Consider the following 20,687-nt stretch of genomic DNA (forward strand, 5'->3'; position numbering starts at 1 on the left):
TCGCATGGGGGGAAAGACACTTACGCGCGCCGACCTTGCCGAAGCTGTTTACCGTAAGGTCGGCTTGTCACGCACTGAATCGGCAGAACTCGTCGAGGCGGTGCTGGACGAAATCTGCGAAGCCATCGTACGCGGCGAGACGGTGAAGCTGTCGTCCTTCGCCACCTTCCACGTCCGTTCCAAGAACGAACGCATCGGCCGCAATCCCAAGACCGGCGAGGAAGTGCCGATCCTGCCGCGCCGGGTGATGACCTTCAAGTCGTCGAACGTGCTGAAAAGCCGTATCCTGCGCTCGCACCAGAACAGCAAGGCCAAGGGCGGCAAATAGGTTCTGCCGCAGGCTTCGGTTGAAAACGCCGGGCCGTTTTGACGCCGGGCTTGAATATTGTTTCATAAACCGCTGAAATGATACCCGATTCGGCAGACTGGGCCGGATCGCCGTCCAGCGTGAGGATTTCGCCCATGGACAAGAGCCCCGACGCTTTCCGCACCATCAGCGAGGTCGCGGAGGATCTCGATCTGCCGCAGCACGTGCTGCGCTTCTGGGAAACCCGTTTCAACCAGATCAAGCCGATGAAGCGCGGCGGCGGCCGCCGCTACTACCGGCCGCAGGATGTCGAACTGATCAAGGGCATCCGCCACATGCTCTACGACCAGGGTTACACGATCAAGGGCGTGCAGAAACTGCTGCGCGAGAACGGCAACCATTTCCTGGTCGCCATCGGCAATGGCGACATGGCTGCCGTCGAAGCGATCTCGCAGCGCAGGCAGGCCGATCAGGTGCCGCTGACGCCAGCCGCCCAGCCGCGCGGCATGGATGACGAGATGCTGGTCGGCCAGCCCAAGGTAAAACCCAGCCGCCGCTTTTTCGGCCTGGGCAAGACCGAGGAGGAAGGTCCGGTCCAGCCCGGCGCATCGAAACTGTCGCGCGACAACCGGGCCTTGCTGCAGGAGGCGCTGTTTGACCTCCTGGAGTGCAAGCGCCTGCTCGACCAGGTGCGCTAACCTTTCCGCTGCCCTCGGGCAAGCAGACCGGAACCGGTTCTGCGGCCATGCGTTTGGCCTTCTCTCAAAAGAAGGAAAAACAATCATGGTATCGCTTTCGACCCTCTCCGATCTCGATCTCGAAAAGCAGGTCGCGACCCTTTCCAAAGAGCTCGCCGCGTTGCGCAAAGTCGTGGCCAAACGCGGCGGTGCTTACTACGAGGACGGGCGCGATGCCGCTTCGGACTATTATGGGCAGCTTGCCGACCTTGTCAGCGATGCGCTGCCGGCGATCAGGAAGCAGGGCAGGGCGATCGAAAAGACGGCGCGCGATCGTCCGGCAACAGCCGCTGCTGTTGGGTTGGTCGTGGTCGGCCTTCTCGCCAGCCTGTTGCTCAGCCGGCGCTAAAACAATTCACGAAAACAAAAAGAAAATGGCGGCCGTCCCGCGGACGACCGCCATTTCCCTGATCTGCGGCCGATTACTTGGCGAGCTTGATCTTGGCCTGCGGCGAAACCTGCGCGGTCTGGCTGCACTTGCCATAGACAGTGCCATTCTTGTCCGTGGCGTCGGTATAGGTGCCTTTGCACTCGATCGAGAGCACCAGGCAATGACCGGAGCCCTTGCAAACCGCGCCGCCGTCGCCCGTGGGATGCGTGCCGTTGGCGAAAGCCGAGGTCGGAACGGAAGCCGAACCGAAGGCCGAGACGATGAGGGCCGCGGCGAGCGTGATGCGCTTGAAGTTGGTCATTTGAGCATTTCCTTCTCTGGATCGAGGATCGCCACCATGGCGTCCTTCTGTGTTGGGATCGCCTTCTCGGCGTCCATGCCGGTTAGTGCGGCCTCCAAAGCAAAGGTTCATGCGTGGTTCGAATTTTCTTCGCGTTTTTTCGCGACGTCGATTTTTAGCCTTCGCCAACGGACGGCGCCTGGCGGGGGCGGCATCGATCATGCATTTTCGCGTGAAGGCCGCTGAGGTAGCGGCGCGGCATCCCATGCGAAGGTCACACCGTGGCGTGCCCAAATGGCCGGCCAAGACCTAGTCCGCGCCCGGCTCTTGTCAGGTGGCGGCAGCAGTCATTGCCGCCACTTGGCACCGCGCTTTCTGCCACTCCCGGCTGCGACTATAACGCCAGTCCAAAGGTACCGGCGGAGGAGACGGGCGTGGTCGCAAATTACATCGACGAGTTCATCATGTTCTGCGCTGGGCTGTGGATGACAGGCGTTGGTTTTGGGCTGCTCCAAAGTCCTTTTCAGGCCCAGAAAGGTCAGCAGCCATGGTGGCTGCAGGTCGCGAAGCATTTCAAATGGATGGGACCGCTTTTGATTTTGATCGCAATAGTGCTCGCGTTCGCGGCGCCGTCCTAGCGGGTTCCGACAGCATTGAGAGACCCGTGGTGTCCTGCAACTGGCAACCGCTGTGTTGTCGGCCTTGCGCCTGATACGTTCGTTGGGGTGCGCTGTGGTTGCTCGCGTTCTGGCGCATCGGCGCCATCGAATCCTGCCTTCAGCTTTTCCACGTGTCGCCTGGCAAAAACCAACGGGAAGGCGGCCTTGGCGAGGACTCCAGGGCCAGCCTTCCCGTTGGGCAAGTCGGCCGTGTCAGGCCTTCTTGGCCTCCACCTTCTTGTGGTGGTGGTGGTGGTGGTGATGGTGATGGTGATGGCGGTGATGCTTGTTGTGATGATGATGATGGTGGTGATGGTGATGCTTCTTGTGCAGCGGTGCTGCGTCGGCGCTGCTGGCGCCGATGAGCGGCAGAGAGACAGCCAGGGCAAAAGCCAGCCCGAGAGCCGACAGGAGGGACTTCTTCATGACTTCGTTTCCTTTTCTGCGCGGGCTGAATTTGGCCGTCACCGAGCAAGATCGGTGCCGGTGAACCCCGCAGTCATGACTATCGCCTCCGAACTTTTCGACAGTTTTTCCGGACTGTAGAATTTTGTTTCTGGATTGTGTCTGGCGGCTTCGTCGGCAACTTACATCGGCGGAATGACGCCGTTTGTGCCGACAACGACCCGGCCCGCGGTCAGCTTGCCGTCACTGCCGCGCTCGGCGTTGACGAACACCACAGCGCCAGGCTTGAGGTCGGCGGGCGTCGCCGGCGCGAAGGTCACCACCGGCGTCGTCTGCGGGATCGCGATCTGCTTTTTCTGGCCATTGTCGTAGGTCAGCGTCACCGTGCGACCTGCAATCTCGGTGACATCGGCGACCGTGCCGTTGGTCATCCGGCTGTTGGGCTCGAGATCCCACGGGCGGTCGCCTTCGCCGGCGCCCTTCAGCGCGGCCGGGAAGATCACCACCTCGAGCGCGCCGCTGCCGCCATCGGCCTTCGAAACAGAGGCAATGCCGAGGAAATCGCCTTGCTTGATATCCCCGGCATCCGCCTTGGCGACGCCGGAAATCTTCCACCCTTCAGCCAGCGCGATGGCGTCGGTAGCGCCTTCGCGGGTCTTCACCGTCAGCGTCGCTCCGGCAAAGGCGGTCACCGTGCCGCGAATGCGCACGGCCTCGGCGGCTTGCGCCGCGACCATGCTCGCGCCAGCGAGGCCTGAAATCGTGGCGAGCACGATGGCTGATGTCTTGAATGTCATGGATCTGATCCTCTTGGGAAAAGCTGGCCCGATGCGGCTGCCAGCAACATCAGGCTAACGCGCGAGCGGCGCAAAACCGCTGAACACTTCGGCCTGCGGCCCTTCAAAAGAACTTGATTGGGAGATCGGGGCGGAGATCCTATATGTGCCCTGGCGCCTGCGGTTTTGACGCCGGTTCACGATGCTGTGACGGTCGGTTTGGGCCTTGGCAAATCGCCGTCAAGCGGGCATTGTCCCGGCTCTCAGGCAACACCCTATCATTTGATCCAAAACTCTTTAGCCCCATGGAGTTGCCAATGCCCCAAACTGCAAAACACGAACCCTTCTCCAGGCTGGCGGCCGATGTTGCGGCCGACGTTGCGCTCGAGCACCCCGGCCTCAAAGCCATCCGGGAGACAAAGGGATACAGTATTGAAGAGCTTTCCCTGACCTGCGGTCTGTCGACCAGCGAGATTGCCGACATAGAGAGCGGCAAGGACACCGATCCGACGAAACTTCGCCGGATCGCCGCAGCATTGCAATTGCCGGAAACGGCCCTGATCGATGCCCCGGCGCCCACGGCGCCTGTGGAAAACCGGTCCGTTTCATAAACAACGGCCAAGCGTCGTTCAACAAGCCCGCCATGGTTTGCCCTGGCGGGCTTGTTGCATTCGCCCAACGGCGAATGTCACTTCTTGCTCGGATCGTCCGCCGGGTTGACGTAGGTGATCGCGAACGGCCCCTCGCCATGAACCTGGACGATCGTAGCGCTTGTCGTCCAGGCGTAATGGTTCATTCCCTGTGGGGCTACGCCGAAGCCGCCGGCGGTCAGTTCGATGCCCTTGGTCTCGTCGAGCTTGTCGCCCATGCCGATATGAAAATTGCCGGAAATCACCGTCACATATTCCGAGGTGGGATGGTTGTGCGCGGCAATCCTGTAGCCGGCCGGCAGCTTCAACCGCAGCACGTAGATGCCATCCTTCGAGGGGTCCCCGGCGATGACAGTCATGTCCGCGCCGGCGGGCAGGACAGCAGGAGCAGGGCCCCATTTGATGGCGTCCGCGTTTATCGGCATGTCGTCGGCAAGCAGCGGCGCCGTCCCGATAAGCAGCAGCGCCAGAGCCGAGGCGAGCTTGAGCATGATGATCTCTCCGGTTGGTCGTGGGAGCACAGCATCAGCGCCGGCCCTGGTCCATTGCGACCTACCAAGGCAGCAGCCCGAACACATCTCCCGCACGGGGGATGCGCCTTGCGTTGCTGACATGCGGCGCGACCCGGCTGGCTTGGCATCGCTGCGGCCGTCGAGGGGGCGGGGAGTTGCCGGCGATCGAGCGTGAAGCTATCCAGTGTGACCACTAACCGCATTTTCGAATGGGACTATGCCGAGATGAGCCTTGAATCCGTGCGCGCCTTCCTGGCTGCCCATGCGCCCGATGTCGAAGTGCTCGTCACCGAAGCGAGTTCCGCGACGGTGGCGTTGGCGGCTGAGGCGCATGGCGTGGAGCCGGCGCAGATCGCCAAGACCATCTGCCTGCGCGTCGGCGGTGAGACCATGCTGATCGTTGCCGGCGGCATGTCGAGGCTCGACAACCGCAAATTCAAGGACCGTTTCCGCGGCAAGCCGCGCATGCTTGACGCCGACGAGGTTGTCGCGATTACCAGCCATCCCGTCGGCGGCGTCTGCCCATTCGGCCTGCCGGCGCCGCTGCCGGTCTATTGCGACGTCTCGCTGCGCGCCTTCGATGAAGTCGTGCCCGCGGCCGGCGCCACCAACGCCGCTGTAAGGCTCAGCCCGCAGCGCATGGCACAGATTGTCGGCGCCGAATGGGTCGACGTCTGCCAAGGATGAATGTTGGTGATTTGAGAAGCAGGACCTTTGGGGGCAAGTCCTGTCTAAAAATGGTCGGAGTGGCCGGATTCGAACCGACGACCCCTTGACCCCCAGTCAAGTGCGCTACCGGGCTGCGCTACACTCCGGACCGCGCAAAGCCATATATTTTCAAGGGGTATGGTGCAAGCGCTAAAACGGCGCGCCGGGCCTGAAAGTCGCCAGCATTCGGCCTTGTCGGCGCAATGCCAAGGCGATATGGCTCGCGCAGTATCGATACGAAGGATTGCGCGTGGCAAGTTCCTGTTTTTTTCTGGCGGCCGACGCCAATTATTTTCCGTATGCATGCTTGGCGGCGCGCAGAATTCTGGATGTTTCGGGAGAGGCAACACCGGGATTCATCCTGCATGTCGGCGCACGCGATGCCGATATGCGTGTTGCTGAACGCCTGCTGACGAACCGTCTTCGCATAGTGGACGTTTCGGGGCTGTTTGCGGAGGCTGGCCATACTTTCCGGCCAAGCAATGTCGGCACTTTTGTTCGGCTTTTCGCCGACCAACTGCCTCAGTTCGCGGACTATGACCGCATCGCTCATGTCGATTGTGATGTTCTGTTCAATCGAGATATCGCCGACCTGGTGGGCCAGACACTTCATGCTCCGTTGTTGGCCGCTCACGACGATTACATGTATTTCCGCCCGGGCTATCGGAACAAACTGTCGATGCAGCCGGGGGCGCCTTATTTCAACGCCGGCATCATCGTCTTCAACATGCCGCCCGTGCGTCAACAGGGACTTTTGCACCGCGCCAGAGATGTTGCCGTTGCCGGGCAAATGAACGATCAGAACGCGCTGAACATCGTCTTCGAGGGCAAGTGGCAGACGATGCACCCGAACTGGAATTTGATGTCCAACGATACGAAGGAGTTTCGGTTCGCCCAAGCCTATGCGCGGCATTTCGCCGGCGGCAAGCCCTGGGGAAGCCAGGTCGACGTGGAGCCCGAGGCGCTTGCCGTCTGGCGCGATCTGGCAAGGGATACGCCGTGGCTTGAGCCCTTCCGGCAGCGTATTCCCTTCGAGCGGGGCGTCATGAGGCGGTTCGCCCGAAGGTTCGACGGTATCATGGGGATGTTGCCGAACAAGGACCGGTATCGGCGGCGCGCACGGTACGACGGCAGCAAGGTGCATAAGATATATGCCGAGCATGCTGACGCCGGGGCGATGGCTGTGCAGTTTCCGGAAGTACTCGGTGGTTTCGCCTGAGACCCGCAACGGAGCTCTCGCGAATGGGTCAGGCAACAGGTTGTAGCATGCCGCAAAAATCGTGTTTCTTTTTCGCCACCGACCAGAGGTATTTCCCGTATGCCAGCCTGGCGGCGCGCCGCGTGCTGAATGTGTCGGACCACCTCGACGGCTTTATTTTGCACACCGGTGTCATCTCCAACGAAGACCGAGCTATCGGAGAGCGTCTGCTCGGTGGGAAGATCCGCATCCTGGATGTCACGAAATTCATGGAAGCGACAAACTTCAACCGCGGAACGCACCCAACCCTTGCGACCTACATCAGGCTGTTTGCCGATCAATTGCCGGAGTTCGAACCATATGACCGCATCGCCTATTCCGACGCCGATGTGCTTTTCAACAGATCGATAGAAGACCTCTGCAACGTCCCGCTCAACGCTCCGCTGCTGGCCGCACACGATGAGCAGACCTATTTCGACGTAAAGTATCGACAGCATTTACCGATGCAGCCAGGCGCGCCGAAGTTCAATGCCGGCGTGCTGGTGTTCAACATGCCACTGGTCAGGCAGGAGGGGCTTCTGGAGCGTACCCGGCAGTTGGCCTCCGAGCAGGTTTACGGGATGGATCAAGGTGCATTGAACGTGGCTTTCGAGGGCAGGTGGCAGACGATGCACCCGTTCTGGAACGTGATGACCAACTACACCAGCCAGATTTCTTTCAGCCGCTGCTACGCCCGCCACTTCGCCTGGGGCAAGCCCTGGGACCGTCCGCCGATCGGTGTCGAGGTCGGCGCCATGGCGATCTATCGTGATCTGGCGAAAGGCACGCCCTGGGCCGGCCGTTTCAACAGCAACTGGCCGATCAAGAGAGGCATATTGAAAAACCTCGGCCGCAAGTTCGACGCCATCAGCGGGATTTTGCTGAACGACGAGAAGCGCAAGCGACGGGCGCGGTTCGACGCCGAAGAGGTCAGCGCCATCTTTGCCAGCCATGCGGACAATTCGATGTTGGCCGTGCAATACCCCGAACGGGTAGCTGGCATAGCCAGATAGAACTTGACGCTCCGCCGGACGCGGTTCCTCCCGCCAATCTTCCTCGATAAGTCTATTGCCTCGCTGGTTGATGCCCTCCGGCTAGCACGCTCAAGGCCGAGCCGATACTTAGCTCCAATCCAGATTGATGTTGCGGATGCCTTCCTGCGCGATCCGGCCCCGCAGCTTGCCGATCCGGTCGGCCAGGTCTGGCGAGAACCGTTCATGTGTCTCGACCAGGATTTGTCCAATCGAACGGTGAATGCTGGCGTCCAGCATGGCTTCGATGCATTCCGCTTCGGCCCCTTCTATGTCCATCTTGACGATGGCGATCGGCTCATGGAGACCTTGCAGGAACTGCACCAGGTCAACCACCTCAACTTCAAAGCTTTTCCCGTTCGTGTGTTCGTGTGTCTGGATCAGGGACGACGATTCGGTCCTGCGGAGATCGCTGACGTCCGGCCTCTGATGGAATGTGGCCGCTCGCGCTGATCCACCAACAGCCTTCGGAATGATCGTCACCCGGTCGTTGTTGCCAAACCTTTTCGTCAAAATCTGGCGAGCAACAGGGTCAGGCTCGAAAGCAATCACCCGCATCCCATAGGCTAGTACATGTCCCGTGACGTCGCCAATATTGGCGCCGAGATCGATGAACAGACTATCGGCGAGAAGCTTTTTCATAAGCTGATGGAAGTCGTATTCGGCCTGCCGCACACGCCGCGGGGGCCTGTGCCATCGGCGATACGCGTACCAGCGCAGCATGAATTCGAAATAGCTTTCCCTCAGCATAACCACGCCCGTCAGATTAGTGGCGCCCACCAACCCGGAATATTATCCAGCCCGGCAAGCACGCCAACTCAATTGGAATTTTGTCAGTCGCGTTTAGCGACGTTTTCCCACCATCACAACATAAATGCGCCGCCGGCAACCGTGCTCAATTCGACCAGGGGTTGGAGCAAGCAGATCAAAGCCTGCGAGGGCCTGCACAACCCCGGTATTGGCGTGCGCGGCTGTTCCTGTCCTTTAGGATTACTCGGCTACCTCGGTTGCGCCACCGCCCGCAACCCGCGCTGATGCCTGTATTCCAGCGCGATCGCGCCCCAGATTAGGCCGAGCAGCAGGTAGACATGGCGCCAGTGGTCGATGTCGATGAAGGTGCCGAGCCCGATATTGCCGATGAAAGCGACGTAGGCGCAGAGCAGATAGGGCTGCCACGGCCGGTCGCGCAAAAGGATGCGGAAGCCGGCCGCGATCGTCCACAGCGTCAGCGACAGGAACGAGACGAAGCCGAGCCAGCCATAATCCATCAACGTCTTCAGCCAGATGTCGTGCGTGTCTTCGCCGAAAATGGTGCCGAACACCAGCGGGCCGATGCCGAGCGGATGTTCGAGCGCCATCTCGAAGCCGATCGTGTAGCGGGCAAAGCGGCCAAGGCGCGCCGTGTCGTAGCTCTGTTCGAGCTGGGCGCGGCTGGAAAACATCTCGCCGACGCCGGGCAGCTGCAGGATGACGATCATGGCGACCACCAGCAGGGTGACGGCGGCAATGGTCATGATGATGACGCGCAGCCGGAACTTGCCGCTGTTGCTTTGCAGGAACAGGGCGCCGGTGAGCAGGATGGCCGAGACGGCGAACATGCCCCAGGCGCCGCGCGAGAAGGAGAAGAAAATGCCGGCGGTGATGATCAGCAGCGGCACCGCCAGAAGCGGCATGCGCGCGATCGAGCCGGTCAACAGCAGATAGAGCAGATAGATGCCGGGCAGCACCAGGAACGGCCCGAACACGTTCGGATCCTGGAAGGCGCCCTGGGCGCGGTCGTATCTGGTGAAGATTTCAGCGCCCGGGAAAGCGTGGAAATAGCCGGCAATGCCGAGCAGCGAGGTCACCACCGCGGAGACGACATAGGCGATGAAGATCAGCCGGTAGAGGCCGGGCTGCACCGCCGTCACCGACGAGAAGAACACCGCGGTGAACGCGAGAAACAGCGAGACGGCGAGATAGAGCGGTGTGTTGGCGAGATCGGCCATCTGCGTCATGGCAATCATGCCGCCGATGTTCATCGTGATCAGCAGCACCAGCAGCGGCACGGCGGCGCGCGATATGCGCAGGCCAAACAGCACCCACACCCCGATCAGCCCGAGCATGAAAAGATCGTAGGGCGCCGGTTCGTCGATGACGAAGCCTGACAGGAAGACGCCGAAAAACACCGCGCCGGAGGATATCAGCCCGATCAGCTTGGCATTGACCGCAGCCTGCGGCACATCATGGGAAATCGCGCTCAATAGGCGTTTTCCGTGTTGAGCAGCCGCAGCGGCGTCATGAGCAGGATGCGCAGATCGAACAGCATCGACCAGTTCTCGATGTAATAGAGGTCGTATTCCGTGCGCATGCGGATCTTCTCATTGGTGTCCATCTCGCCGCGCCAGCCATTGATCTGCGCCCAGCCGGTAACGCCGGGCTTGACCTTGTGGCGGGCGAAATAGCCGTCGACCACCTCATTGTAGAGAAGGTTGTGCGACTGCGCGGCAATCGCATGCGGGCGCGGACCGACCAGTGACAGCGTGCCGAACAGCGAGTTGAAGAACTGCGGCAGCTCGTCGATCGAGCTCTTGCGGATGAAGCGGCCGACGCGGGTGACGCGCGGATCGTTCTTGGTCACCGTCTGCTTGGCGGTCGGGTCGGAGCGGTCGGTATACATGGAGCGGAATTTGTAGACTTCGACGATCTCGTTGTTGAAGCCGTGCCGCTTCTGCTTGAACAGCACCGGACCCTTGCTGTCGAGCTTGATGGCGATGGCAGTCGCCAGCATCACCGGTGAAAACAGGATGATGCCGATCAGCGAGAAGACGATGTCGAAGGCGCGCTTGGCGACCGAATCCCAGTCGTTGATCGGCCTGTCGAAGATGTCGAGCATCGGCACCGAGCCGATGTAGGAATAGGCGCGCGGGCGAAACTGCAAAGCGTTCGAATGCGCCGAGAGCCGGATGTCGACCGGCAGCACCCAGAGCTTCTTCAGCAGTTGCAGCACGCGCGTTTCGGCAGTCAGCGGCAGCGACACGATCAGCATGTCGATGCGCGCGATGCGGGCGAATTCCATCAGCTCCGAAATGGTGCCGAGCTTGGGATAGCCGGCCACGATCGGCGGCGAGCGCTTGTCGCCGCGGTCATCGAAGATGCCGCAGATGCGGATGTCGTTGTCTGGCTGCTTCTCGACCGAGCGGATCAGCATCTCGGCCGCCTTGCCGCCGCCGACGATGACGGCGCGGCGTTCCATGCGGCCGTTGCGCGCCCAGCGCCGGATCAGCTTCGACATCACCAGCCTGAGGCCGAACAGCAGAAGCAGCCCGACGACAAACCAGGTGCCGAACAGCAGACGCGAATAATCCTCCGACATTTTCATGATGAAGGCCGTCAGCGCCATCAGCGCGAAGGTGCCGGCCCAGACCATCAGCACGCGACCGAGATTGGAGATCGGTCGCATCAAGGCGGAGATCTGGTAGCAATCGCTGACGTCGAGCAGCACCACGGCCACGAATGACGCCGCGGCAATGGTCAGCGGATATTGCCAGGCGAGATAGTTGAAGAAGCCGACAAAATGGAAGTAGAGCGCGAGCCCCGACAGGAACAGCAAGCCGAATTCGACGATGCGCAGTACGCCGCTGACCATGACCGGCGACATGGTATCGCGCCGGTATTGCGAGGCGACCTGGCGGGCAACACTGTTCATGCCGCCGGGCGTGGGGCTCTCGGCAGGACTGCCGAATTTGCGCACCGCATCGGCCGAAAAGCGGCGCGTGGGGTCGGTCTCGTTCATCGGGTTTCCCACAAGGTTCCGCCATGACGATAGCAGAAAGAGAGCTAAAAAAACCTTGAGAACAACTTGTGGTTTTGGACGGTCGTCTATCTGTTGAGCGCGGCGAAATAGGCCTTTTCGATTTCGGCGGCCATCACATCGGCGCCGAATCGCGCCCTGAGCCTGGCGGTGTCAGGCATGACGCGCCGGTATGCGTCGAGATCGCGCAGCGCTTCACCCATCTTGTCGCCGAGTTGGCGCGGATCGGGACGGATCAGGGCAGGGGATCCCTCCCCGAAGATTTCGGGAATGCCGCCGACGGCCGTGGCGATCATCGGCCGGCCGGCCGCCAGCGTCTCCAGCACGATATAGGGCATGGCTTCCGCGCGGGAGGGGACGACGACCAGATCGGCCAGCGAAAATGCCTCCCTGGCCGGCATCGGCGGCAAGAAGCGGACCTGTTTTCCGAGGCCCAGCCGTTTCACCTGCGCATGGTAGCGCGGCAGGTCGTCGCCATCGCCGACCATGACCGCGGTCAAGCGGCGCTCAAGCTGGGACCCGGCCAGCACCAGCGCGTCGATGAAAATGTCAGGCCCTTTGAGGTCGCGCATCATGCCGATGTAGAGCAGGTCGGCCGCGTCGGGCTGTGCGACCACCGGTTCGAACTCGGCGGCGCGCAGGCCGTTATAGACCAGCGTGTTCGGGATAGGCGGTTCGCCGACCTTCCTGCGATAGGTGCGCCGCTCATAGTCGGAGACGAACAGCAGGCAGTCGGTGAAGCGCGCCATGAAGCGCTCGAGCGCGAAGAACAGCTTCCCGGTCGTCGTCGTTTCATCATAGTGGAGGGAGCCGCCATGCGGCGAATAGAGGCGGGCTACGCGAGACCTAGATACCCGCAACAATGAGCCGAACAGACGGGCATAGGCGCCACCTTTGGCGCCGTGCCCGTGCAACACGTCCGGCCGCAATTCCTTGATGATTTGATAGGTGCGCCAGGCCGAGGCGAAGTCGCCCGGCCCGACATGGCGCTGCATCGGCGTGCGATGGATGCCGAGCGCCAGGCTGTCCTTCATCTGGTCGAACAGGCGTTCCTCGTATTCGCCGCCGGTGGTCGAATCGCAGACGATGCCGACGACATGTCCGGCGGCGAGCTGGGCCTCCGTCAGGTCGCGCACATGCCGGAAGATCCCGCCGACGGGTGAGCGAAAGCAGTGGACGATCCTGAGCTGGTCCGCCACGTTGATGTCAGAACAGGCGTTCGCGAACGTAGACCGTGTCGCCCGGCAGCAGCGGATCGGAGGTAACCACCCGGCCTGTCATCACCTTGCCGTTGATGTCGCGGGTGATGTCGACGCTTTCCTGGTTGGCGCGCGGCGAGAAACCGCCAGCAATCGCGATGGCCTTCTGCACGGTGAGGCCCGGCACGTAGGAATACTGGCCGGCGGCACCCACTTCGCCCATGACGAAGATCGGCCGGTAGCGATCGATCTCGACCGACACGTCGGGGTCGCGCAGATAGCCTTGGCGCAGTTTGTCGGCGAGCGCTTTTTCCAGCTGCTGGGCCGTGTGGCCGCGCGCCGGCACCGCGCCGACCAGCGGGAAGGACATGTAGCCGGACTGGTCGACACTGTAGGTGTTGGTCAGACCGTCCTGTTCGAACACCGTGACGCGGACACGGTCGCCGGCGCCGAGCCGATAGGGCTGGTCGAGTACCTCGTGGAAGGCCGCCGGCGTCGGCCGGTAGCTGGAGCAGCCGGCGAGGATCGACACGGCCAGCAGAGCGCGAAACAGACCAGCAGCGCTTTTCATGATCGGGCACACACCTTCGTCGCTATGGCCGCCAGGACACGGCGGCAAACCTTAAGGATCTGGGTTCGTTATCATCCTGTTAGGGTTAATGGCCGGTAAAGGGACGCGGCCGATTTGGCGGCAATCGACAAAAAGCCGTATAGTTTTGCTGGCTTTGTTTACCGGATGTCAGCAAACCCTAACAGCTGCTTACCGCGATCTTAACGGCTGAGTTACCATAGTTGTTTACGCTACCATCTAGCCTCATGTTCCGGAGCAGGAATGCATGTCCGACCAGTCCGCGGCCGCAGATGTCGATGTCGACCTGAGACAGCTCTTCGCCAGCTTGGCGCGGAACTGGCTGCGCATTCTTGTGATCACGATTCTCGTCACTGGTCTCGCCTTCGCGTTCGCGTGGCTTGCCACGCCGCATTACAAGGCGACGACGCAGCTGAAAATCCAGTTGAGCGAATCGGCCTATACGCGGCCTGCCGGTACCAATGAAGACGACAAACCTGTGCTCGATGCGGAAGGTGTAGCAACCGAGGTTCAGGTCATTTCCTCGTCCGACATTCTCAATAAGGTGGCTGGCAATCTGCACCTGGGCGACAAGCCCGAGTTCAACGATGCGCTCGGCATGTCGCCGGTAGCCCGACTTCTTGTCATTGCCGGACTGAAAAGTGATCCGGCAGAGATTCCGCTCGAAGAGCGCGTGCTGACTAAAATGCGCGACAAGCTAAACGTCTATGGCGTGGAGAAGACGCGTGCCATCGCCGTCGAATTTTCCTCGGAAGACCGCCAGCTTGCCGCCGATATTCCGAATGCCATCGCCAAGGCCTACATGGCCTATCAGGCGGATGCCAAGACCACGTCGAACGCGGCCGCGACCGCCTTCCTCGAGCCGGAGATCGAGGAGCTGCAGAAGCAGGTCAGGGATGCAGAGGCCAAGGTCGCGGCCTTCCGTTCCGCCCAGTCGGACCTGTTGATGGGCGGCAACAATTCGGTGCTGGCGACACAGCAATTGTCCGAACTGTCGACCGAACTGTCGCGTGTGCGCGCCAACCGCGCCTCGGCCGAGGCGACGGCCGAAAGGGTACGCCAGGCCCTGCAAAATGGCGGTTCGCTGGACGCTGTACCCGAAGTGCTGTCTTCCGATCTGATCCAGCGGCTGCGTGAGCGTCAGATCGAGCTCAGAACCAACATCGCCGATCTTTCCACCACCTTGCTCGACAACCATCCCCGCCTGCGGGCGATGAGGTCGCAGCTTGCCGATCTCGACGGCCAGATCCGCAACGAGGCGCAAAAGATCATGCGCGGGTTGCTGACGCAGGCGCAGACCGCCCAGGCGCGCGAAAACCAGCTGATATCGGACGTCAACAAGCTGAAAGCGGCGTCGTCGCGCGCCGGCGAGGAGCAAGTCCAGCTGGATGCGCTGCAGCGTGAGGCGAACGTCCGGCGCCAGCAGCTTGAATCCTATATGGCGAGCTTCCGCGAAGTGTCCTCGCGCAAGAATTACCTGCCGGTCGATGCCAGCGTGTTTTCCGAGGCGCGCGTGCCGTCGGAACCCTATTTCCCCAAGCTCGTGCCGATCGTCGGCGCCGCCTTCGTCGGCTCGCTGGTTCTGATGTCGGTCATCACGCTGCTGCAGGAGCTGTTTTCGGGCCGCGCCATGCGTCCGGCCCCAGGGGCGCGCTTCGAGCGTATCGAGCAGGTTGCGATGCCGGCAATGTCGGCGCCGGTAGTCGACCCGGAACCGGCTCCTGAGGTCGTGGAAGTGGACGATCAGCCGACGACCATGGAGTCTGAACTGGCGCCAAAGCCCGAGCCGGCTCCTGCAGTGCAGGAGGACGCAGCGATCGCCGGTTCCGAACCGCAAGCCGAACCTGTCCGCTCCAGCCTTGGCGAGATCGATGTCGAGAAGGCGGCGGAAAAGCTGATCGCCAGCGGTGCTGCGCGCGCCATCTTCGTCTCGCCCGAAGGCGATGAGGCAGCGGCCTCGGCAGTGCTGGTAGCGCGCGAAGTCTCCGACGCCGGCCTGCGCGTGTTGCTGCTCGACCTGACCGCATCGGGCGCGGCGTCGCGGCCGATGCTGGACAGCGGACTTTTCCCCGGCATCACCAATCTGCTGGCTTCGGAAGCGCAGTTCAGCGACGTCATTCACGCTGACCTCTATTCCGACTGCCATGTCGTTCCCGTCGGCACCGCCGATCCGGTTCGCGCCATGCGCGCCGCCGACCGGCTGCCGATCATCATGCAGTCGCTGACCACCGCCTATGATCTGGTCATCGTCGAATGCGGACCGGCCGATGCGCAAGGCATCAGCCGACTGGTCGGCGACAGCACCGAGGTCTTCATGTCCATGCTGCAGGCGGACGATGAGGTGGCGCAGGCCGCCGTCGAGCTGATCGAAAGCGGCTATCCCGACCTCACTCTGGTGACGCCGATCGGCCACGAGACGCCGGGTAACCCCGTGCCGGGACGACGTAGCGCCGCCTGAGACATCAGACAATTCGACTTAGGCGGCGCTACTACGGATAGGCTCGTCCATCGCCCGCCGGCTCCCGAAAAACCAAGCCTGTCAGTCGGCGCCGGGATCTACCCCAACTCCAGGGTCGTCACGCCAAATATTCGGCGCGAGTCGACCTTCGGAGGCGGGCCCTTGTACATGCGCGTGGTGGTGAAGGTCGGCCTGAAACCAATTGCTGAAAGCGCCTTGGTGAAATCGAAATTTTCGGCAGGAACGTCGATATGCAGGTCGCCACCTTCGCATGCGGCAGCCAGACTGCCCATGAGCTGCATCGCCGTCTCGGTGTCGTCGGCAAACAGCGGGCCGATCTTGTAACCCGAACGGCAGGGACGAGCCACGGCGTAGCCTATGGTGCCGAGTGAACTGATCGCGGCGAACCCGCAATGCGGCGGCTGCGCCCAGCGGTGCAGAAAGGCTCGTCGAGGCGCGGGGAAACAGCGGGCGTCATAGACGATGATGTCGGGCACGAGTTGCGTGGTTATCATGCGCACCCCTTCGCTTCGGACGGGCGGGGTCGCGATACGGCCGCTGAAGCGGATGGTTTCGTACGCCGAGCTGAATCCCGTGCGGCGATAATTCGCCAGCTGCGCGGCGACCCCGTCGAGGCCGACCGTTCGGCCGGCCAGCCTGGCCATGCCCGCATTCCAGACTGCTTTGCCATGGCCTTTGCCGCGCATGTCTGGTCGGCAGATGTAGAGACCGATGAAACCGAAGTTGCCGCCATAGGCGACAGCCGAGATGGCGGCGGTCATCTCGTTGTCGACGAAAGCGCCGATGAACCCTTCAGGATCGGTTGGCCGGAACGCGGCGGCATCGTCAAGGCCAGGGTTCCAGCCTTCAGCCGCCGCCCAGTCGATGAGAACGGTCAGTTCCGGCGGAGACAATGCGCGGACGGTAGGCTTCATAGCGTTCACTCCGCGGCGACCACCCCCGGCGAGAAGGATTTCAGCACGCCGCGATAGGGCTTGGCCAGCGGACTGGCATAGGAGCCGCGCTTCGAGGTCGACAGGCCCAATGCGATCAGCGCCTCGGCCTGTTTGAGGGCGGCGCCGACGCCGTCGATGACGGGCAGGTCGAACTCTTGCTGCAACCGGTGTGCCAGGTCGGCCATGCCGGCGCAGCCGAGCACGATGGCCTCGGCGCGGTCTTCCGCTATGGCGCGGGCGATCTCGGCGCGCAGTTTCTCGACAGCGCCGGAAGCAGCGTCTTCAAGCGAGAGTACGGGAATGTCGGCGGCGCGCACGCGGGCACGCCCGGCCATGCCGTAGCGGTGCACCAGCCCCTCGACAGGGACACGCGAGCGTTCGGTGGTCGTCACCACTGTGAAGCGCTGGGCAATGTAGGAGGCGACACTGAGTGCGGCCTCGCAGATGCCGATGACCGGAATGGAGGCCATGGCGCGTGCCGCATCCAGGCCGGTATCGTCGAAGCAGGCGATGATGGCGGCCTGAGCCCCGGCACGTTCGCCGGCGGCGATCTCCATCAAAAGGCCGGGCACGGCCAATGCCTCGTCATAATAGCCCTCGATCGAGGCAGGACCCATCGAGGAGGTGACCGCGATCACCTCGGTCCCGGCGCCGGCAACGGCGCGCGCCGCCGCCGCGATCGTCTCGGTCATGCTCGCCGTCGTGTTGGGGTTCACCACCAGTATCTGCACGATCAAACCCTGGCCCGCTTGCGGCCGACATAGAGGATGGCGCCCAGTGTGGCCAGGATCACCAGGAAGGAGAACACGGTGGTCACCGTGCCCAGCGCATAGAGCACCGGCGTCGTGACATTGGTGGTCATGCCGTAGATCTCGAGCGGCAGCGTGTTGAAGGTGCCCGACGTCATCAGCGTGCGGGCGAACTCGTCATAGGACAGCGTGAAGCCGAACAGGCCGACGCCGATCAGGCTCGGCGCGATCATCGGCAGCACGACATGGGCGAAGGTCTGCCAGGAGTTGGCGCCCAGGTCACGCGCTGCTTCCTCATAGGCGGGCGAGAAGCGGTTGAAGACGGCCAACATGATGAGCACGCCGAAGGGCAAGGTCCAGGTCAGGTGCGCGCCGAAGGCCGATGTGTACCAGGCCGGGCGGAAGCCGACCTGCTGGAACACGACGCCGATGCCGAGCGAAATGATGATCGAGGGTACGACGAGGCTGGCGACCGCCAGGTAGAACAAAGCGGTGGCGCCACGAAATTTTTGCCGGAAAGCGAGCCCTGCTAGCAGCGACACGACGACGGTGACGATCATCACCATGAGGCCGAGCACGAGCGAGCGCTTGAAGCTGCCGCCGAAATCGCCGACCGCCTGGCGCTCGAACAGATTGGCGAACCAGTGCAGCGACACGCCATTGAGCGGGAAGGTGAGGCCGCCGGTCTCGCCTTGGAAAGAAAGGATCAGGATCGCCGATAGCGGGCCATAGAGGAACAGCACGAACAGAGTGAAGAAGGCCGCAAGCACATAGAACTCGAAGGTGCGTTTTTCGTGGCTCACCTCAAAGCTCCTTGCGGATGTCGACGATGCGCAGGATGCCCGCGACCATCAACAGTACCAACACCAGCAACACTACGGCATTGGCGGCGGCTGCGGGATACTGCAGCAGCGACATCTGGTTCTTCATCATCAGTGCGACCGACGCGCTCTGGCCGCCCGACATCACCTGCACAGTGGAGAAATCGGCCATCACCAGCGTGACGACGAAGATGGTGCCGATCGCCATGCCAGGCTTGGCCAGCGGGATGACGACGTTCCACAAGACCTGCCAGCCGGACGCGCCGGCATCGCGCGCGGCCTCGACCAGCGAGCGGTCGATGCGCATCAACGTGTTGAAGATCGGCGTTACCATGAACAGCGTGTAGAGATGCACCATGGCCAGCACCACGGCGAATTCCGAATAGAGCAGCCATTCGATGGGTTTTGGCACCAGCCCCAATTGCACCAGCGTCGAGTTGATCAACCCGTTACGGCCAAGCACCGGGATCCACGAGATCATGCGGATGATGTTGGAGGTCAGGAACGGCACCGTGCAGACAAGGAACAGCACCATCTGCATGGCGGTGGTGCGGATATGGAAGGCGAGGAAATAGGCGACCCAGAAGCCGATGAACAAGGTCAGAGCCCAGACGATGGCAGCGAATTTGATGGTGTTGAGATAGGTCTTCCAGGTGACCCATGATCCCAGCACGTCGGAATAGTTCGTCGTCAGGAAATCCGGATACATGGCGGCGAAGTCATAATCCCAGAAGGAGACGACGACGATCATGATGATTGGCAAGAGCAGGAACGCACCGAGGATGAGCGCCAGCGGCGCCGATTGGAGGTAGGGCGTGACGGCACTGATGGAGAAGCGGCGGTGTCTGGCGGGCTTGGCTGCTGCGATGGCGGGGCTTTCGACCGCGACTGTCATTGGGAAAATCCTCCGTGTGATCGCGATGACTTGCGATCCTTCGCGCCCCCCTCTGTCCTGCCGGACATCTCCCCCACGAGGGGGGAGATCGAACTCTCATAACGGCCTTCGCCAAATTCCAACGTTGCTAACGAAGAGCCGGCCATGACGCTGCCAATCTCCCCCCAAGTGGGGGAGATGTCCGGCAGGACAGAGGGGGGCGCGAAGGATCGCAACATCACAGTGAACGCGTCCGCTCTACGCCGCGATGAACTCGTTCCAGCGCTTCACCATGTAGCGGTCCTCGTCCATGACCGAGTTCCAGCAGGCGACTTTGCCCATACGCTCTTCGAACGAGCCGCCGTCGCGCACGGCGCCGGCCTTTTCCATGACGGTGCCGTCCGGCGCCTTGATCTCGCCCTTGGCCGGCTTGCCTTCGATCCAGTAGCCCCATTCGTCCTCGGACATGAACTTCTTGGCCGAGACCATATTGGCGGAATAGTAGCCCTGGCGGTTGAGATAGCCGCCGACCCAGCCCGACGTATACCAGTTGATGTATTCGTAGGCCGCGTCGAGCTCGGCGCCTTTCAGATGGGCGGCAAGTCCAAGGCCGCCGCCCCATGAACGATAGCCTTCCTTGAGCGGCTGGAAGCGGCAGGCGATGCCCTTGGAGCGGACGGCGGCGACGGCCGGCGACCACATCGACTGGATGACCACCTCGCCCGATGCCATCAGGTTGACGCTCTCGTCGAACGACTTCCAGAAGGCGCGGAACTGGCCGGCCTGCTTGGCCTTGATGAGGAAGTCGATCGTCTTGTCGATCTCTTCCTTGGTCATGTTGCCCTTGTCAGCATATTCGATGCTGCCTGTGGCCTCCATGATCATGGCCGCATCCATGATGCCGATGGACGGGATGTTGAGGATCGCGGTCTTGCCCTTGAAGGCCGGGTCCATGATGTCGGCCCAGGTGGTGATGTCGCGGCCGACGAGGTCGGGCCGGATGCCTAGCGTATCGGCGTTGTAGATCGTCGGCACCATGGTGAACCACTTGGTCGGCGCCTTGGCGAAGGTCTTTGAGTCCTGCGCTTCGACATAGCCGACCGTGTGCGGCGCGGTGCCCTGGGCAATGATGCTGTCGGGCGTCAGCTTGCCGGTTTTGAACAACGGCACCAGTTCGTCGTAGTATTTCAGCTTGCTGACATCCATCGGCTGCAGCACGCCGCTCGGGAACACCTTCTTGCAGATCCAGTATTCGATGTCGGCGATGTCATAGCTGTCGGGCTGGGTCACGGCGCGCTGGGCGGCCGCGTCCGAATCGGTCGCCGTCATTTCCAGCGTGATGCCGAGGTCGGCCTTGCACTTGTCGGCGATCGCGTTCAGGTTCGACACGCCGGTGCCGAACTGGCGCAGCGTGATGTTGGACTGCGCCCAGATGGTCGGGAAGCCTGTAATGGCGCCCGAGCCTGCGGCGAGGCCGACGGCGGCCGCACCTGTCCTGAGCAACGAACGGCGCGAAATTCCGGTCTTTGTTTCTACTGTTTTTGTCATTCCTATT

At 62.0% G+C, this 20,687-nt stretch carries 23 protein-coding genes and 1 tRNA gene; 9 read left to right on the forward strand and 15 right to left on the reverse strand.

The window, feature by feature from the left end; genetic code table 11:
- The first annotated feature begins 4 nt into the window (after window positions 1–4).
- The 3 genes from X757_RS140045 to X757_RS140035 all read left to right on the forward strand — a co-directional run bounded on the left by X757_RS140045 (window position 5) and on the right by X757_RS140035 (window position 1,393).
- The gene (locus tag X757_RS140045; protein WP_006201891.1) at window positions 5–328 is read left to right on the forward strand and encodes an integration host factor subunit alpha; all 324 of its coding nucleotides are present in this window, start codon (window positions 5–7) and stop codon (window positions 326–328) included.
- Between the two features lie 134 nt (window positions 329–462).
- Complete coding sequence (locus X757_RS140040) at window positions 463–1,005, forward strand: MerR family transcriptional regulator (RefSeq protein WP_023669374.1); 543 nt, start codon at window positions 463–465, stop codon at window positions 1,003–1,005.
- A gap of 85 nt (window positions 1,006–1,090) precedes the next feature.
- Window positions 1,091–1,393, forward strand: a complete 303-nt coding sequence (locus tag X757_RS140035) for a hypothetical protein (RefSeq protein ID WP_023669375.1) — start codon at window positions 1,091–1,093, stop codon at window positions 1,391–1,393.
- A gap of 73 nt (window positions 1,394–1,466) precedes the next feature.
- Here the strand turns inward: X757_RS140035 and X757_RS140030 are convergent, their stop codons facing one another.
- Window positions 1,467–1,736 carry a hypothetical protein gene (locus X757_RS140030; protein ID WP_023669376.1) on the reverse strand — a complete coding sequence of 90 codons (270 nt, stop codon included), beginning with the start codon at window positions 1,734–1,736 and terminating at the stop codon, window positions 1,467–1,469.
- 413 nt (window positions 1,737–2,149) lie between these two features.
- Here X757_RS140030 and X757_RS140025 point away from each other — a divergent pair, with 413 nt between their 5' ends.
- Entirely contained in the window at window positions 2,150–2,353 is a 204-nt protein-coding gene (locus X757_RS140025; RefSeq protein WP_023669377.1) for a hypothetical protein, read from the forward strand.
- A gap of 234 nt (window positions 2,354–2,587) precedes the next feature.
- On the opposite strand, the gene X757_RS1000000167175 is transcribed toward X757_RS140025, so the two are convergent.
- The gene (locus X757_RS1000000167175) at window positions 2,588–2,800 is read right to left on the reverse strand and encodes a hypothetical protein (protein WP_084629678.1); all 213 of its coding nucleotides are present in this window, start codon (window positions 2,798–2,800) and stop codon (window positions 2,588–2,590) included.
- A 161-nt stretch (window positions 2,801–2,961) separates the two neighbouring features.
- Window positions 2,962–3,576 carry a hypothetical protein gene (locus X757_RS140015; RefSeq protein ID WP_023669379.1) on the reverse strand — a complete coding sequence of 205 codons (615 nt, stop codon included), beginning with the start codon at window positions 3,574–3,576 and terminating at the stop codon, window positions 2,962–2,964.
- A gap of 296 nt (window positions 3,577–3,872) precedes the next feature.
- On the opposite strand from X757_RS140015, the gene X757_RS140010 reads away from it, so the two are divergent.
- On the forward strand, window positions 3,873–4,166 hold the full coding sequence (locus tag X757_RS140010; protein ID WP_023682373.1) for a helix-turn-helix domain-containing protein: 294 nt from the start codon (window positions 3,873–3,875) through the stop codon (window positions 4,164–4,166).
- Between the two features lie 77 nt (window positions 4,167–4,243).
- On the opposite strand, the gene X757_RS140005 is transcribed toward X757_RS140010, so the two are convergent.
- Window positions 4,244–4,696: a cupin domain-containing protein gene (locus tag X757_RS140005; protein ID WP_023727528.1), complete on the reverse strand. Its 453-nt coding sequence runs from the start codon at window positions 4,694–4,696 to the stop codon at window positions 4,244–4,246.
- A 246-nt stretch (window positions 4,697–4,942) separates the two neighbouring features.
- On the opposite strand from X757_RS140005, the gene X757_RS140000 reads away from it, so the two are divergent.
- A complete protein-coding gene (locus X757_RS140000; RefSeq protein WP_023727529.1) occupies window positions 4,943–5,404 on the forward strand; it encodes a YbaK/EbsC family protein in 462 nt (153 codons plus the stop codon).
- Window positions 5,405–5,455: 51 nt separating this feature from the next.
- Here X757_RS140000 and X757_RS139995 read toward each other — a convergent pair.
- Window positions 5,456–5,532, reverse strand: a tRNA-Pro gene (locus X757_RS139995).
- Between the two features lie 143 nt (window positions 5,533–5,675).
- On the opposite strand from X757_RS139995, the gene X757_RS139990 reads away from it, so the two are divergent.
- Both X757_RS139990 and X757_RS139985 read left to right on the forward strand, forming a co-directional pair.
- Window positions 5,676–6,644: a glycosyltransferase gene (locus X757_RS139990; protein ID WP_156933485.1), complete on the forward strand. Its 969-nt coding sequence runs from the start codon at window positions 5,676–5,678 to the stop codon at window positions 6,642–6,644.
- A gap of 23 nt (window positions 6,645–6,667) precedes the next feature.
- The gene (locus X757_RS139985) at window positions 6,668–7,675 is read left to right on the forward strand and encodes a glycosyltransferase (RefSeq protein WP_084629681.1); all 1,008 of its coding nucleotides are present in this window, start codon (window positions 6,668–6,670) and stop codon (window positions 7,673–7,675) included.
- 108 nt (window positions 7,676–7,783) lie between these two features.
- On the opposite strand, the gene X757_RS139980 is transcribed toward X757_RS139985, so the two are convergent.
- The 5 genes from X757_RS139980 to X757_RS139960 all read right to left on the reverse strand — a co-directional run bounded on the left by X757_RS139980 (window position 7,784) and on the right by X757_RS139960 (window position 13,256).
- Window positions 7,784–8,473, reverse strand: coding sequence for an FkbM family methyltransferase (locus tag X757_RS139980; RefSeq protein ID WP_245275125.1), 690 nt, complete (start codon window positions 8,471–8,473; stop codon window positions 7,784–7,786).
- 218 nt (window positions 8,474–8,691) lie between these two features.
- Window positions 8,692–9,936 carry an O-antigen ligase gene (locus X757_RS139975; protein ID WP_023727533.1) on the reverse strand — a complete coding sequence of 415 codons (1,245 nt, stop codon included), beginning with the start codon at window positions 9,934–9,936 and terminating at the stop codon, window positions 8,692–8,694.
- Window positions 9,933–11,468, reverse strand: coding sequence for an undecaprenyl-phosphate glucose phosphotransferase (locus tag X757_RS139970; protein WP_023708658.1), 1,536 nt, complete (start codon window positions 11,466–11,468; stop codon window positions 9,933–9,935). Before X757_RS139970 ends, X757_RS139975 begins: the two co-directional genes overlap by 4 nt.
- Window positions 11,469–11,554: 86 nt before the next feature.
- Window positions 11,555–12,685, reverse strand: coding sequence for a glycosyltransferase (locus tag X757_RS139965; RefSeq protein ID WP_023727534.1), 1,131 nt, complete (start codon window positions 12,683–12,685; stop codon window positions 11,555–11,557).
- Window positions 12,686–12,692: 7 nt separating this feature from the next.
- The gene (locus tag X757_RS139960; protein WP_023682330.1) at window positions 12,693–13,256 is read right to left on the reverse strand and encodes a polysaccharide biosynthesis/export family protein; all 564 of its coding nucleotides are present in this window, start codon (window positions 13,254–13,256) and stop codon (window positions 12,693–12,695) included.
- 265 nt (window positions 13,257–13,521) lie between these two features.
- Here X757_RS139960 and X757_RS139955 point away from each other — a divergent pair, with 265 nt between their 5' ends.
- Window positions 13,522–15,732 carry an exopolysaccharide transport family protein gene (locus X757_RS139955; RefSeq protein ID WP_023727535.1) on the forward strand — a complete coding sequence of 737 codons (2,211 nt, stop codon included), beginning with the start codon at window positions 13,522–13,524 and terminating at the stop codon, window positions 15,730–15,732.
- Between the two features lie 98 nt (window positions 15,733–15,830).
- On the opposite strand, the gene X757_RS139950 is transcribed toward X757_RS139955, so the two are convergent.
- From X757_RS139950 to X757_RS139930, 5 genes are all read right to left on the reverse strand, one after another.
- Window positions 15,831–16,667 carry a GNAT family N-acetyltransferase gene (locus X757_RS139950; protein WP_023727536.1) on the reverse strand — a complete coding sequence of 279 codons (837 nt, stop codon included), beginning with the start codon at window positions 16,665–16,667 and terminating at the stop codon, window positions 15,831–15,833.
- A 5-nt stretch (window positions 16,668–16,672) separates the two neighbouring features.
- On the reverse strand, window positions 16,673–17,419 hold the full coding sequence (locus tag X757_RS139945) for an aspartate/glutamate racemase family protein (RefSeq protein ID WP_023682327.1): 747 nt from the start codon (window positions 17,417–17,419) through the stop codon (window positions 16,673–16,675).
- Between the two features lie 2 nt (window positions 17,420–17,421).
- Window positions 17,422–18,240, reverse strand: a complete 819-nt coding sequence (locus X757_RS139940; protein WP_023727537.1) for an ABC transporter permease — start codon at window positions 18,238–18,240, stop codon at window positions 17,422–17,424.
- Between the two features lies 1 nt (window position 18,241).
- Window positions 18,242–19,153 (reverse strand): ABC transporter permease, encoded by a 912-nt coding sequence (locus X757_RS139935; RefSeq protein WP_023727538.1) that lies wholly within the window; start codon window positions 19,151–19,153, stop codon window positions 18,242–18,244.
- A gap of 237 nt (window positions 19,154–19,390) precedes the next feature.
- Entirely contained in the window at window positions 19,391–20,680 is a 1,290-nt protein-coding gene (locus X757_RS139930; protein WP_023727539.1) for a PotD/PotF family extracellular solute-binding protein, read from the reverse strand.
- Window positions 20,681–20,687: the final 7 nt, after the last annotated feature.

This window comes from Mesorhizobium sp. LSHC412B00, from assembly GCF_000503035.1.
In the GTDB taxonomy this organism is placed as follows: Bacteria; Pseudomonadota; Alphaproteobacteria; order Rhizobiales; family Rhizobiaceae; genus Mesorhizobium.